Annotated in this window: 12 protein-coding genes; 5 read left to right on the top strand and 7 right to left on the bottom strand. The window is 73.6% G+C overall.

From position 1 onward, the window contains the following. Nucleotides 1-3 precede the first annotated feature (3 nt). The 4 genes from QRN23_RS07345 to QRN23_RS07330 all read right to left on the bottom strand — a co-directional run bounded on the left by QRN23_RS07345 (nucleotide 4) and on the right by QRN23_RS07330 (nucleotide 3,828). Entirely contained in the window at nucleotides 4-990 is a 987-nt protein-coding gene (locus tag QRN23_RS07345) for a hypothetical protein (RefSeq protein ID WP_277960190.1), read from the bottom strand. A 67-nt stretch (nucleotides 991-1,057) separates the two neighbouring features. After that, nucleotides 1,058-1,939 (bottom strand): DNA/RNA non-specific endonuclease, encoded by an 882-nt coding sequence (locus tag QRN23_RS07340; protein WP_285063055.1) that lies wholly within the window; start codon nucleotides 1,937-1,939, stop codon nucleotides 1,058-1,060. A gap of 125 nt (nucleotides 1,940-2,064) precedes the next feature. Continuing rightward, nucleotides 2,065-2,658, bottom strand: a complete 594-nt coding sequence (locus QRN23_RS07335) for a PadR family transcriptional regulator (RefSeq protein ID WP_285063248.1) — start codon at nucleotides 2,656-2,658, stop codon at nucleotides 2,065-2,067. A gap of 246 nt (nucleotides 2,659-2,904) precedes the next feature. Beyond that, nucleotides 2,905-3,828: an HpcH/HpaI aldolase/citrate lyase family protein gene (locus QRN23_RS07330; RefSeq protein WP_285063054.1), complete on the bottom strand. Its 924-nt coding sequence runs from the start codon at nucleotides 3,826-3,828 to the stop codon at nucleotides 2,905-2,907. 167 nt (nucleotides 3,829-3,995) lie between these two features. On the opposite strand from QRN23_RS07330, the gene QRN23_RS07325 reads away from it, so the two are divergent. The 3 genes from QRN23_RS07325 to QRN23_RS07315 all read left to right on the top strand — a co-directional run bounded on the left by QRN23_RS07325 (nucleotide 3,996) and on the right by QRN23_RS07315 (nucleotide 7,821). Beyond that, a complete protein-coding gene (locus QRN23_RS07325) occupies nucleotides 3,996-5,492 on the top strand; it encodes a CvpA family protein (protein WP_285063053.1) in 1,497 nt (498 codons plus the stop codon). A 107-nt stretch (nucleotides 5,493-5,599) separates the two neighbouring features. Next, nucleotides 5,600-6,319 (top strand): ABC transporter substrate-binding protein, encoded by a 720-nt coding sequence (locus tag QRN23_RS07320; RefSeq protein WP_285063052.1) that lies wholly within the window; start codon nucleotides 5,600-5,602, stop codon nucleotides 6,317-6,319. 221 nt (nucleotides 6,320-6,540) lie between these two features. Continuing rightward, nucleotides 6,541-7,821: an Nramp family divalent metal transporter gene (locus QRN23_RS07315; protein ID WP_285063050.1), complete on the top strand. Its 1,281-nt coding sequence runs from the start codon at nucleotides 6,541-6,543 to the stop codon at nucleotides 7,819-7,821. Nucleotides 7,822-7,919: 98 nt separating this feature from the next. Here the strand turns inward: QRN23_RS07315 and QRN23_RS07310 are convergent, their stop codons facing one another. Next, on the bottom strand, nucleotides 7,920-9,029 hold the full coding sequence (locus QRN23_RS07310; RefSeq protein ID WP_285063049.1) for an alpha/beta fold hydrolase: 1,110 nt from the start codon (nucleotides 9,027-9,029) through the stop codon (nucleotides 7,920-7,922). 150 nt (nucleotides 9,030-9,179) lie between these two features. Here QRN23_RS07310 and QRN23_RS07305 point away from each other — a divergent pair, with 150 nt between their 5' ends. Beyond that, on the top strand, nucleotides 9,180-9,890 hold the full coding sequence (locus tag QRN23_RS07305) for an SRPBCC family protein (protein WP_285063047.1): 711 nt from the start codon (nucleotides 9,180-9,182) through the stop codon (nucleotides 9,888-9,890). Nucleotides 9,891-9,950: 60 nt separating this feature from the next. Here the strand turns inward: QRN23_RS07305 and QRN23_RS07300 are convergent, their stop codons facing one another. Continuing rightward, on the bottom strand, nucleotides 9,951-10,487 hold the full coding sequence (locus tag QRN23_RS07300; RefSeq protein WP_159826008.1) for a DUF1990 domain-containing protein: 537 nt from the start codon (nucleotides 10,485-10,487) through the stop codon (nucleotides 9,951-9,953). A gap of 47 nt (nucleotides 10,488-10,534) precedes the next feature. Between QRN23_RS07300 and QRN23_RS07295 the strand changes: the two genes are divergently transcribed. Further along, complete coding sequence (locus QRN23_RS07295; protein WP_285063046.1) at nucleotides 10,535-11,152, top strand: RBBP9/YdeN family alpha/beta hydrolase; 618 nt, start codon at nucleotides 10,535-10,537, stop codon at nucleotides 11,150-11,152. 96 nt (nucleotides 11,153-11,248) lie between these two features. On the opposite strand, the gene QRN23_RS07290 is transcribed toward QRN23_RS07295, so the two are convergent. Continuing rightward, nucleotides 11,249-12,535 carry a M18 family aminopeptidase gene (locus tag QRN23_RS07290; protein WP_277960182.1) on the bottom strand — a complete coding sequence of 429 codons (1,287 nt, stop codon included), beginning with the start codon at nucleotides 12,533-12,535 and terminating at the stop codon, nucleotides 11,249-11,251. Between the last annotated feature and the right edge of the window lie 9 nt (nucleotides 12,536-12,544).

The raw sequence follows: 12,544 nt of genomic DNA, 5'->3' as shown, positions 1-12,544 counted from the left end.
CGGTCAGACCGTGTACTGCACCGAGACGGGCGGCTCGAGCCCGGCGAGCAGGTGCACGTACGCCTGGCGGGCGTCCTCGACGAGCAGTTGCCGCTGGATGTGTTGGTCGTGCCAGTCGACCAGGTCGTCGGGCGTGACGTCGTCGACGTCGTCGGCGACGAGGTAGGTGAACGCGTAGGCGCTGCCGCCGTCGTCGAGGGTGCGACGGTAACCGAGGGTCTGACGGCTCAGGGCGTCGACGAAGACCTCCCAGCCGGGGTCGCTCGCGTCCGGCAGGGTGACGTCGACGACGGGGTGGGCGGCGCCGACGGCGGGGGAGGCGAGTCTCGTCCCGAGGGTGGCCGTCCGCATCGTCGTGGCGGCGGGCCCGGCCGCCGAGAGGTCGACCGGGTCGGAGTCGTCGGGCACCGGACGGCCCCTGACCGGGCCCGGGTCAGGTGAATCCGCGGCCGCAGGGGCTGCCGCCCGGACCGCAGCGGAGGCGCCGGCCAGCGACGCCTCGGGAGAGCTCGTGTCGACGCCTCGGACCACGTCGTGGTCGACCCGGGCGACGGCACGCGCGAGGGCGCCGTCGAACAGCTGCAACCGTCGCGCCGTCGCCCGCAACCAGGCCTCGAGGGCGTCTCGTTCGTCGGACGAGAAGGGCTCGGGCTCGAAGGAGTGCACGGCGAAGGACGCCGCCTCGACCGACCACTCCCACGCGAGCACGACGCGGAGGAGTGCCGACCGTCGGGGCATCAGGGCGAGCGTCCCCTGGCGCAGCCCGGGTGAGAAGTGCAGTTCGGGTTCGTCGAGCAGGTGCCGGACGCCGCGGGCCGCACCGGTCGAGGTGGTCGGCACCAGGAAGTCCACCCGGACCTCTCGCCAGGGTGTGGCCCGGACCGGCGGGGCGTCCTCGTCACGCAGCACCGTCAGGCTGCGCGGCATCTCGGGCGGCAGGGGGGACGGGGCGTCTGTGGGGTCGACGGGATCTCGGTCGTTCGGTGCCATGGCCCGAGAATGCTGGCACGGCCCGATGCGAGCCGCCTGGACGAGCCGGGGTCGCGTCGCCTGGCGGTCAGAACGACAGCTGGTCGACCGACGTCAGCGGCAGCCACCCCGCGCGGATGCCGTCCGGCGGCTCGATCGTGGGCACGGGCCGGAGCGTGTCGGCCTCGGCGAGTTGGGCGAGGTCGAAACCGGTCATCTCGGCGATGTCGCGGACGGGCACCTGGTAGGTGCGGTACGGCCCGAGGGGCGGCGGGTCGCCCTGCTCGTGCGCGCGGGCGAAGGCCGCCTCGAGGTCGACGCCGTCGAGTTCGGGGGACTGGTCGAGCAGGTACGCCGCGCTGCGCAGCGAACCACCGTCGGAGGTCGTCCAGGCCGCGACCTTGAAGAACCGACGGGGCAGGCGGATGCCGCGGTAGGGCGCGTCGTCGTCGAGCAGCACGGGCGCCGTGAAGACCGTCAGCCGCTGCCGATGCGTGGAGGCGTACTGCAGCACCTGGTCCTCGAGGCCGAGCCACAGTTCTTTCGACTGGTTGAACTCGGCGGCCTGGGGTGCGGCGTTGGTGAAGCTGAAGGTGTCGACGTTCGCCGCGGCCGCGACGGCCCGCTCGCCCCAGACCGGGTCGCGCCGACGCACGAGGTGCCCCCGGTCGAGGTCGTTCGAGGCGTACACCTCGGGACCCGTCTGTTCGTCGTCGGGCACGCGCTCGTCGAGGTGCCAGTCGTCGCCCCGGCCGAGGTCGACCAGCGACGACCCGTCGATGTTGACGGCCGTCAGGGCGGCCAACCGCCGGACGGGGTCGAGCAGCACCGTGAAGTGGACGTAGGGCAGCTCGCGGACGGTGGCGTGGACGGCCGGCAGGGGCACGTCGACCGTGAGGAACGACGGGTCGTACCCGGCGCGCCCGAGGTCGGCGGTGCTCGCGGTGGTGCGGTCGTCTGCGGTGCTCATGTGCGCCTCCGGCGGGGTCGTCGTGCTCGTGGCCCCATCATGCCGACGGCCCCCGACATCGGTCCGGCCGCCTCCGGAGGACGGCCCGCCGGGGCTCGGTCGGCCGAGCCTCGGTCGGCCGGGGCTCAGTCGGCCAGGATCGTGTAGAGCGCGCGACGTGCCTCGTCGAGCTTGGCGGTGGCGGCGGCCCGCTGGGCGTCGCTGCCGTCGTGGTGGAACTGCTTGACGACGCCCATGAGCTTCATGAGGCTGGTCTGGAACTCGCGGTCGGTGTCGCTCGCGTCGTCCGCCGTGGCGGCCCAGGCCTTCTCGATCTCGTCGGCGTGTTCGGCCACGTAGGCCCGGCCCGCGTCGGTCAGCGTGAAGACGCTCTTGGTCGCGGCCTCGTCGGACGAGATGAGCTCTTCGTCGACGAGTTGCTGCAGCGTGGGGTAGACCGAGCCGGGGCTGGGCTTCCACGTGCCGTCGGTGCGCTCGGCGATCGCCTTGATCAGGCCGTAGCCGTTCGACGGGGCGTCGGACAGCAGCGAGAGGATCGCGAGGCGCACGTCGCCGCGTCGTGCCCGGCCGCGTCCACCGCGGCCCGGTCCGAAGCCGCCGGGACCGAAGCCCGGGCCGCCGGGGCCGAAGCCGGGGCCGAAGCCGCCGAAGCCCGGACCGGGGCGGAACCCGCGGCCGAACGGACGGCCGAAGCGGCCGTGACCCTCGCCGCGGCCCATCGGGTCGTGCCGGGCGTCGGGGGAGTCGTGGTGCCGGCGACGGGGGTCGCCGTGGTTCTCGGGGGTGAAGTCGGTACCCATGGGGTACTCCTCTCGGGTCGGGGGGAAGAGATCGAGGTCGCGACGTCCTGTCGCGATGTGTCAAAGATATGTCGTTGACTATCGTCTGTCAACGGTCCTGCGGACATCCGGGCAGAAAGAAAGGAGGCGCGTCCCGAGTGGGACGCGCCTCCTTCCGTCGAGCCGTCAGTTCGCGGCTTGCACCCCGAACGCCGAGGCGAGCTTCTCGATCTTCTGGGCCCGGCCCAGGCGGGGCAGGTCGCTGCCGTCTCGGATGACCCGGCCGCGTCCCTCGAAGTCGGCGAGGAAGTCCTGGGCCCAGGCGACGTCGGACGGCGTGGGGCTGATGACCTCGTTGATCACGGGCAGCTGCTCGACGTCGAGGCAGAGCTTGCCGGTGAGGCCGAGGGCGACCGCGACCCCGGACTGCTCCCGCAGGACGGGGTGGCTGCTGCCCACCGTCGGGCCGTCGATCGGGCCGGGCAGCCCGCCGATGCGGCTCGCCACGACGAGGCGGGAGCGGGGGTAGGCCATGGCCAGGTCGTCGGCGCTCGTGCCGGTGTCGCGGCGGTAGTCGCCGCTTCCGAACGCGAGGCGGAACGCCCCGCGGGCCTTGGCGATGGCGGGGCTCTCCTCGATGCCGAGGGCCGACTCGACGAGCGCGAGCACCGGCACCGCGCCTCCGAGTCGGTCGAAGGTCTCGGTGACGTGTTCGGGCGCCTCGGTCTTGGCGAGCATGACGCCGTGCAGTCCGGGCAGGCCCATCAGGGCGTCGACGTCGTCGGACCAGAAGTCCGTCGAGCGGTCGTTGATGCGCACCCAGGCCTCGCCGCCGCCCGTGAGCCAGGCGACGACGTCGTCGCGTGCGGCGGGCTTGCGGGCCGGGTCGACCGCGTCCTCGATGTCGAGGACGATCTGGTCGGCGCGGGACGCCTGGGCCGAGTCGAAACGGTCGGGGGCGGTGCCCGGCACGAGCAGCCACGAACGGGCGATGTCGGCCTTCGGTCGCGTACGGGCGGCCGCCGCGGCCCGGCGGCCCGTCGCCGCGGAGTCGGACGCGCCGGAGGCCGTCGCGGTCGGATCGGAGGGGGTCTGGCTGGTGTCGGTCATGACGTCGTCGTCCTTCGTCGCTCGGCGGTCCGGTCCACGCTACCGGCTCGTCCGCGCCCGTGAGTCCCGCGGGCGCGGGCGGGGGCTCCCGGCCCGGGGTGCCGTTCGGGCGTAACGTTCAGGCGGATCACAGATCCAGGGAACGACCCCACCGACAGGAGTGAGCCATGACCGACGCGAACGATCCGCGGCGCGACCGCCCCGACCACGAGGGACGCGATCCCCAGTACGGCGACACGAACGACGCCCCGCGGTCCGACGAGACCGGCGAGACGGTCGAGCCGACCGAGGTGCCGTACGGCTCCGAGGTCCCGACCCAGCAGCCCCCGGCCGTCGACTTCGGCGGCGACGCCCCCACGCAGCAGCAGCCCGCCGTCGACTTCGGGTCCGACGCCCCGACGCAGCAGGCCGCCGTCGCCGACGCCGAGGACCGCCCGGTCGTCGCCGAGGCCCCCGCGAACTCCGACGCGTCCGGCCTGGACGCGCACGAGGCTCCCGCGTCGTCCGACGAGGAGGCGCTGCCCGATTCGGTGCCCGCCGAGTACGTCCCCGGCGACACCGCGTCCGACCAGCGCACCGACGCCGACGCGTCGACCGACGCCGACCGCCGCGACACCGAGGTCCTCTCGGAGTCCGACCGCGACGCGGCCTCGACCGGCCGTCCCACCGAGGCGGTGCCCATGGTGGCGCCGACCGAGCCCGCCCAGCGGGCCTGGTCCGCCTCCTCGGACGGCACGCGCCGTCCGCTGCACGACGACGAGGCCCTCCGTGCGGCCGAGGCCGCCCGCGCCGGCGAGCCCGCCACCGGTGACCGAGGGGACGACACGGCCACCGCGGCGTCCGCCACCACGGCGACCGGCGCCTCCTCGTCCTCGCACGACGGCTGGGTCGACGACCGCTCGGACGCCGAACGCGACGCCACCGACCGCGCCGCGGCCGAGCGTCAGCCCTCGTTCGGTCAGGACGCCCCCACCGCCGTCGCGCCCACCGCGGCGGCAGCCGGAGGCGCGGCCGCAGGAGCCGCCGCGGGTCGCGACACCGGCTCCCACGCCTACCCCCTCGTCAAGGACTCGGGCATCGACCACGTGTCGGTGCGCCGTGAGCTGCTCGCCCAGCAGAAAGAGGAGTTCGGCGGCATCCGCTTCGGCGCCGGCCTGCTCGGCTGGTTCGCCGCGACGGGCTTCGGCCTCGTCATGATCACGATCTTCGGCGGCGTCCTCGCGGCCTGGGGCGGGGTCGCCTCCGGTTCGACCGCCATGGCCGACCTGCGCAGCTTCACGACCGACAACGCCGACGTGCTCGCGCTGACCTCGGGCATCGTGGTGCTCGCGATCATCTTCTTCGGGTACCTCATCGGTGGCTACACGGCGTCGCGCATCGCCCGCTTCAGCGGCTTCAAGCAGGGGCTCGCGACCTGGCTCTGGGGCCTGGTCATCACGATCGTCCTGGCGATCGTCGTCGGCGTCGTCGGCACCCAGACCGGAGACTCGTCGTCGCCGAACCCGTTCGTGCCCTCGATGGACGACCTGCAGTCGTCGTCCCTCGCCGGTCTCATCGGCCTCGGCCTCGTCGTCGTCCTGAGCTTCGCCGGTGCCGTCCTCGGTGGCCTGCTGGGTCAGCGGTACCACCGCAAGGTCGACCGCTTCTTCTCCGAAGAGGACTGAGCGCCGCGAGGGGGCGTCCCGGCCGGGTCGCCCCCTTGCCCCATCCGACGCGGCCCGGGCGTCGAACACCGATCAACCCCACCGGGCAGCACAGACAAGGACCATTCATGCGCACCCCCTTCCGTTCCTCCCTCGGTCGAGGCGTCCTCGGCGTCGTCGCCACCGGCGCCCTCGTGTTCTCGCTCGCGGCCTGCGCCTCGACCTCGGACTCCGAGAGCAACAACACGGCCCCGACGCACCCCGTCAACCAGACCCGTGAACCCGGCCCCGGCGAGAGCATGCTGCCCGAGGCGTCCATCCCGGATCTGACGAACGGTGTCGACACGCAGGTCGCCGTGGACGCGTCCTTCGTCGAGGCCCTCACGAGCCTGGGCCTGACCCCCGGCGTCGTGGGCACCGCGACCTTCACCGACGGCAACTTCGCCTTCCCGATCACGGGCGGCAACGTCGACTACTACGGCCCCGACAGCGACGTGCGACCCTACGTCCAGGGCGAGATCGACCACGACGGCTCCGGCCTGTCGCTGACCTCGGCCGACGGCACCGTCGTCGAACTGACCGACTTCCGCATCGACCCGGGCGAGTCGAAGCTATACGGCACCGTGACCGCCAACGGCACCGTCGCCGCCGAGGACGCGTACCTGTTCAACCTCTGGGGTGGCACGCTGAAGCCCCTCGAGGTCGTCGACGGCAACGCCGTGCTCGAGGGCACGACGGTGCACGTCAGCCCTGCCGCCGCGTCGCTGCTGAACCAGACCTTCGGGACCGACGCCGTCCAGGACGAGATGCTCGTCGGCGTCGCGAAGATCACCGCCGCCACGGAGTAACACCTCCGCGCGGTCGGGTCGGCTGCACACCGATCACCGAGGAACCCCGTTCGCGAAGAAGAACCCCGATCAATCGTGGTTCGTCTTCGGGAACGGGGTTTTCGGCGTGCGGCGTGCGGCGTGCGGCGTGCGGGCGCGGCGCGCGGCGGACGGGCGCAGGGCAGGTTGTGGAGGCTTCCCACCAAGGTTTCGGCACACCGAAATCTTGCTAGGGTCGAGGCATGAGCTCGTCCGACACCCGCCGTGCCGACGCCGACCGACCCCGTGACGGCCGTGCCCGGCAGGTCGTGCACGCCCGACCGCGCGGCACCCTGCTCGGCCCGGCGTTCGTCGCCGCGATCGCGTACGTCGACCCCGGCAACGTCGCCGCCAACCTCACGGCCGGGGCGGCGTACCAGTACACGCTCCTCTGGGTGCTCGTCCTCGCGAACGCCATCGCGGTGCTCGTCCAGTACCTGTCGGCGAAGCTCGGCATCGTCACGGGTCGGTCGCTGCCCGAGGTGATGGGCACGCGCCTCCGTCGTCGGCCCCTCCGGCTGGCGTACTGGGGTCAGGCCGAGCTGGTGGCGGCCGCGACCGACGTCGCCGAGATCATCGGGGGAGCCCTCGCGCTCCAGCTGCTCTTCGGGGTGCCGCTGGTCGTCGGGGGTCTGATCACCGGCCTCGTCTCGCTCGGCCTGCTGCTGCTCACGAGGTACCGCAGCGGGCGGGTGTTCCAGACCGTCGTCATCGCCCTGCTCGCCGTCCTCACGCTCGGGTTCTGCGCGGGGCTGCTCTTCGCCCCGCCGTCGGCCGGAGGCATGCTCGCCGGTCTCGTGCCCCGCTTCGAGGACAGCACGGCGGTGCTGCTCGCCGCGTCGATGCTCGGCGCGACGGTCATGCCGCACGCGGTCTACCTGCACTCCGCGCTCACCCGCGACCACCACGGCGTCGTGGCCGAGGGGGCGGACCGTGCCCGCGTGCTGAAGGCCACCCGGTGGGACGTCGTGCTGGCGTTGCTCGTCGCCGGCGGCGTCAACATCGCCATGCTCGTGCTCGCGGCCTCGACCCTGTCGGGTCAGGACGGCACCGACACGATCCCCGGGGCCCAGCGGGCCATCGCGGCGGCGCTCGGGCCGGTGATCGGCGTCCTGTTCGCCGTCGGCCTCCTCGCGTCGGGTCTCGCGTCCACGTCGATCGGGGCGATGGCGGGCGCCGAGATCATGAAGGGCCTGCTGCACGTGCAGGTGCCGCTCATGGTGCGTCGGGTCGTCACGTTGATCCCGGCCCTCGTGCTCCTCGCGTCGGGCATCAGCCCGACGTGGTTGCTCGTGCTCAGCCAGGTCGTGCTGAGCTTCGGCATCGCCTTCGCCCTCGTGCCCCTCGTCGTCGCGACGAGCGACCGGTCGCTCATGGGCACGGGCGTCAACGCCGTCGGGACGCGGATCGCCGGTTGGGTGGCCGTGGTCGTCGTCGTGGCCCTCAACCTCGTGCTGATCGGGCTGACCGTCTCGGGGGCGTGAGGGTCAGCGGCGAGGCGACCCGCGCCTCCTGCGTTCCCGACCCGACCCGACCCGGCCCGGCCCGGCCCTGCCCGGCGCGGCCGAGACGAGCCGCACCGTCAGCGGTCGGCGCCGCCGGTGGTGGGTTCGATGTGCGGGCCGTCGTCGGGGTCGTCGCCGGCCGCGGCCTTCTCGGCCTGGCGACGGTCGAACGCCGCCTGCATCGACTCGGCGTGGTCCGTCTTGGCCTTCGCGAGGGCCTCGTCGTCTCCGCGCATGGTCGCCGCGGTCGACCGCAGGCGCGCCCCCACGGCCTTCACGAAGTCGGCCGGGCTGGGGCTGAAGTCGTCGCTCTCGTCGCCGTCCCCCGCGTCGACGTAGTGGTGCAGCTCGACGCCCTCGTCGTGTCGGATCGGCTGCTGGGCGTGCTCGACGCAGAGCTTGGCGACCTCTTCGGCGTGGGCGTGCATGACGGAGTGGGCGGCGCCGGGCATCTCCCACAGGCGGGACGAGGGCAGCAGTTCGCCGACGCGGCGCACCCACTCGCGCGGGGCGACGGCGTCGTGCTCGCCCCGGATGACCAGGGTGTCGGCGGCGATCTGCGGCAGGTGCTGCTCGATCGGGTAGGTCATCATCTTCGGCAGGATGCGGGAGAACCAACGCACCCCGCAGAGCACGTAGGCGCTCAGGGCCAGGAACTTCACCCGGCCGGGCTCGTGCCAGGCGGCCCGGGCGAACCGCACCGCCTGCTCGAGCACGTGACGATGGGCCGGGTCGATCACCGGCCCGATCAGCACGACGGTCGACAGGTCGGGTCGGCGCGCGGCGAGGTCGACGACGATCTGCGTGCCCATCGAGTGCCCGACGACGACCGGGTCGTGGAGTCCCAGTTCGTCGATGGCGGTGCCGACGAGGTCGGCGTACTCGCGGATGCTCAGGGCGTGACCCGGGTGCGGCACCCCGGCGAAGCCCGGCAGGTCGAGAGCGTGCACGGGGCCGAACTCGTTGAGGTTCGGCGCGAGGCGCTCGAAGTAGTCGGACGAGACGCCGATGCCCGGCACGAGGACGAACGGACGGTCGCCGGTGTCGCCGATCGTGTTGACCCGCACGTAGAGGTCGTCCCGCTCGACGCGACGCACGGTGACGGTCGTGTCGACGTCCCCCGCTCGCGAGGCGTCGCGGGCGGCCGCACGCCGTGGCGAACCGGCGTGGCGACGTCGAGGGGTCATCGGATCAGTGTGGCACGGTGGGCTCGGAGCCCGGGACGGTGGCGCAGGCGGGGCCCCCGGTGGCAGGCTGACCCCGCCGGGTCCCACCCCGGCGCACCGTCCTCGGCCCACCCGCCTCGACCCACCCGCCTCGACGAGAGAAGAGTCATCGTGCCCGCTGTCGACATCGTCCGGACCGTCACCCTCGCCGCGCCTCCCGCCGTGGTCTTCGACGCCGTCACCACGGGCACCGGCGGGTGGCTCTGGCCCGGTGAGGTCGAACCCCGGGTGGGAGGCGCGGCCGGGCCGGGTGCGGTGGTCACGGCCTGGCGACCGGGTCGCCACTACGCCAACCGCATGGAGGGCGAGGGCGGCTGGTTCAACGAGCTCGACTTCGTCCTCGCGGCAGGCGACGACACCGAGGAGGCGACCCGGCTGACCTACCGGCACTCGAGCGTCTTCGACGAGGGGCAGGTGCCCGGCGTCGAGGAGCACACCGACTTCTACCTGCACACCCTCGCCGAGTACGTCGCATGGTTCACGGGGCGGGAGGCCACGTTCACGAGCGTCGACGCCCCGGAGTCGTCGCGGGCGGCGGGATCGGCCGCCCGGGTGCTGCAGGCCCTCGACCTGGCCGACGACGTCGAGGTCGGTGACGCCGTCGTGGTCGACCTGCCCGGCGTCGGTCCGGTCGCCGCGGGACTCTCGTACCGCACGGCGTCGTTCGTGGGGCTCCGGACCGCGAGCGCGCTCGTCCGCGTCTTCGGGCGGGAGGCCTGGGGGGCCGGGGTGAGCGTCAGTGTCCACGACTTCGCCGACGGGGCCGACGCCGCCGCGACCGGGTCGGCCTGGCATAGGTGGCTCGACGACCTGTTCTCGTGAGCCGCGCCTCCTCGTCCCCACGGAGGGGTGACCGGGCCGTCCGGTGAGGGCGCGGTGCCGTCAGGCGGAGGCCACGACGACGTCGAGGGCACGGAGGTTGCGCCGCAGGATCAGCGAGAGGGCGAGTGCGGACGCCGGCCCGGCGGCCCGCATCCACCACGCGGCGGGGAGCCAGACGACGCGGATGTCGAGGGTGACGCGGTCGTCGTCGTGGTGGTGCACGCGGTAGCTCTCCCAGCCGCGCTGGGGGTGGCCGACCAGGGCGGCGTGTCCGAAGCCGATCTCGGTGGCGGACCGGACGACGGCGAACACCCGGCAGGCGACCGGTGGGTGCACGGGGCCGAGGGTCACGCCCCAGACGCTCGTCGCACCGACGGCCACGCGGTCGGGCACCTCGAGGGGCACGAAGCCCGAGCCGCGGTGCACCTGCCAGTGCAGCACGGCGTCCCCTGCGGCCTCGAAGGCGGCCCGGCCGTGGCCGATCACCCGACTACGCGTCGTCACGTGGAATCCGGTCGGCGGCGGACCGTCGAGGGTGGGCTCGCCCTCGAAGGCGTAGCCGTCGCCGAACCGGGCGCGGTACGGGTGTGACGTCATGGGGCGACCCTGCCACGTGAGGACGCCGGGCCGGGCATGATCGGACGGTGACCGACGCGACCACCCCGACGCCGACCCCGCCCACGGCCTTCCTGATCTTGCACGGCTGGCAGAACCATCGTCCCGAGGGGCACTGGCAGCGCTGGCTCGCCGGCGAGCTCGAGGCCCGCGGACACGTGGTGCGCTACCCGCAGCTGCCCGACGCTGACGAGCCCACGCCCGCCGCCTGGGAGGCCGCGGTGCGACACGAACGGGCCGCCCTGCCCGCGGGCCGTCCGGTGACGGTGCTGTGCCACAGCCTCTCGTGCCTGCTCTGGTTGAGGCTGCAGGCCGGCGTCGCGCCTCCGTCCGCCGACCGGGTGGCGCTGGTCGCGCCTCCGTCGCCCGAGCTGATCGCCGGCCAGCCGATCCACGCGTTCGTGGCCGGGGAGCTGTTCGACGGGCGGCGGCTCGCGCTCGGGGGCGACGACGAGTCGGTCGTCGTCGCCGGGGACGACGACGAGTGGCTGCCGCTCGGCCCGGTCGACACCTGGGAGGCGCGGGTCGACGCCCCGGTCGTCGTCGTGCCCCGAGGCGGTCACCTCACCCCCGACTCGGGCTACGGCGAGTGGCCGGCGATCCTGGCCTGGGCGCTCGGGGCACCGGCGGCGGAGGCCTTCGGCTGATCCGCCGTGCGCGGTGCCCGACGGTCGCGCAGCGCCTCCGCGTCGGGCCTGCGGATCGGACCCGCGCCGGGCCTGCGGATCGGGCCCGCGCCGGGCCTACGCGTCTGGCGCGAGGAAGGCGGCGGCGGCGCGTGACAGGTAGGCCGGGTCGTCGGCTCCGCACAACTCGCGGGCCGAGTGCATGCCGAGCAACGGGATGCCGACGTCGATCGTCCGGATGCCGAGCCGCGTCGCGGTGATCGGTCCGATGGTCGAGCCGCAGGGCACCGAGTTGTTCGAGACGAACTCCTGGAACGGCACACCCGCCTGCTCGCACGCCCGCGACCACTCGGCCGCCCCGAGCCCGTCGGTGGCGTAGCGCTGGTTCGCGTTGATCTTGAGCAGCGGCCCGCGGTTGACGACCGGCTGGTTGACCGGGTCGTGCCGCTCGGGGTAGTTCGGGTGCACCGCGTGCCCGGCGTCCGCGCTCAGGCACCACGACCCGGCGAGTGCCCGGCGGTGATCGGTCGTCGTCGCCCCGAGACCGGCCGAGACCCGGGCCAGGACGTCCTCGAGCAGCGGCCCGGCCGCACCCGACGGGGTGGCCGAACCGACCTCTTCGTGGTCGAACGCCGCGAACACGGCGACGTGGTCGAGTTCGACGCCCGAGGTCGCCGTCTCGACCAGTGCGACGAGACCGGCGTGGGTCGACGACAGGTTGTCCATGCGCCCGGCGGCGAAGAGCTCGCCCGACATCCCCAGGACCGCAGGAGGCGCGGTGTCGGCCACGACCACGTCGTACCCGGTCACGTCGGCTCCGGTCAGCCCGGCCAACCCGGCGAGGTGGCCGAGGACGTCGGCCTCGTCGAGCGGCCCCGCCCCGACCACGGGGTTCAGGTGGCGCTGGGGGTCGAGCTTCAGGCCGTCGGCGTTGACGCCCCGGTCGAGGTGGACGGCGAGCTGCGGGAAGCGCAGCAGCGGCCCGGTGCGCACCAGGTGCGTCTCGCCGCTGCGGGTGACCAGTCGGCCGGCGAACTCGAGGTCGCGGTCGAGCCACGAGTTGAACAGCGGACCGCCGTAGACCTCGACGCCGGCCTGCAGCCAGCCGCGAGTGCCGGTCGTCGGCTTGGGCTTCAGCTTGAAGCCGGGGGAGTCGGTGTGCGCTCCGACGACGCGGAACGGCGTCGTGGCCGTCGCGGTGGCCGGCTCGATCCAGGCGATGACCGCGCCGTCGCGCACGACGTAGCGACGGCCCGGGCCCGAGGGCCACTCGGCGGTCTCGTCGAGGGCGGTGAACCCGGCGTCGTCGAGCCGGCGGGCGGCCTCGGCCGCGGCGTGGAAGGACGAGGGCGAGGCCTGGATGAAGCGGGCGAAGTCGTCGAGGTGGGGGCGCGTGTCAGTCATCCCCACCAG

Origin of the sequence: Frigoribacterium sp. ME-P-080, assembly GCF_030209595.1 — a bacterium.
In the GTDB taxonomy this organism is placed as follows: Bacteria; Actinomycetota; Actinomycetes; order Actinomycetales; family Microbacteriaceae; genus Frigoribacterium.
The sequence above is the reverse complement of the archived record's forward strand: the minus strand, read 5'-3'. Positions and strand labels throughout refer to the sequence as shown.

Bases quoted from the DNA above. Each gene is read 5' to 3' on its own strand.
- QRN23_RS07345 (WP_277960190.1), bottom strand. From the start codon at position 990: ATGGCACCGAACGACCGAGATCCCGTCGACCCCACAGACGCCCCGTCC.
- QRN23_RS07340 (WP_285063055.1), bottom strand. From the start codon at position 1,939: ATGAGCACCGCAGACGACCGCACCACCGCGAGCACCGCCGACCTCGGG.
- QRN23_RS07335 (WP_285063248.1), bottom strand. From the start codon at position 2,658: ATGGGCCGCGGCGAGGGTCACGGCCGCTTCGGCCGTCCGTTCGGCCGC.
- QRN23_RS07330 (WP_285063054.1), bottom strand. From the start codon at position 3,828: ATGACCGACACCAGCCAGACCCCCTCCGATCCGACCGCGACGGCCTCC.
- QRN23_RS07325 (WP_285063053.1), top strand. From the start codon at position 3,996: ATGACCGACGCGAACGATCCGCGGCGCGACCGCCCCGACCACGAGGGA.
- QRN23_RS07320 (WP_285063052.1), top strand. From the start codon at position 5,600: ATGCGCACCCCCTTCCGTTCCTCCCTCGGTCGAGGCGTCCTCGGCGTC.
- QRN23_RS07315 (WP_285063050.1), top strand. From the start codon at position 6,541: ATGAGCTCGTCCGACACCCGCCGTGCCGACGCCGACCGACCCCGTGAC.
- QRN23_RS07310 (WP_285063049.1), bottom strand. From the start codon at position 9,029: ATGACCCCTCGACGTCGCCACGCCGGTTCGCCACGGCGTGCGGCCGCC.
- QRN23_RS07300 (WP_159826008.1), bottom strand. From the start codon at position 10,487: ATGACGTCACACCCGTACCGCGCCCGGTTCGGCGACGGCTACGCCTTC.
- QRN23_RS07290 (WP_277960182.1), bottom strand. From the start codon at position 12,535: ATGACTGACACGCGCCCCCACCTCGACGACTTCGCCCGCTTCATCCAG.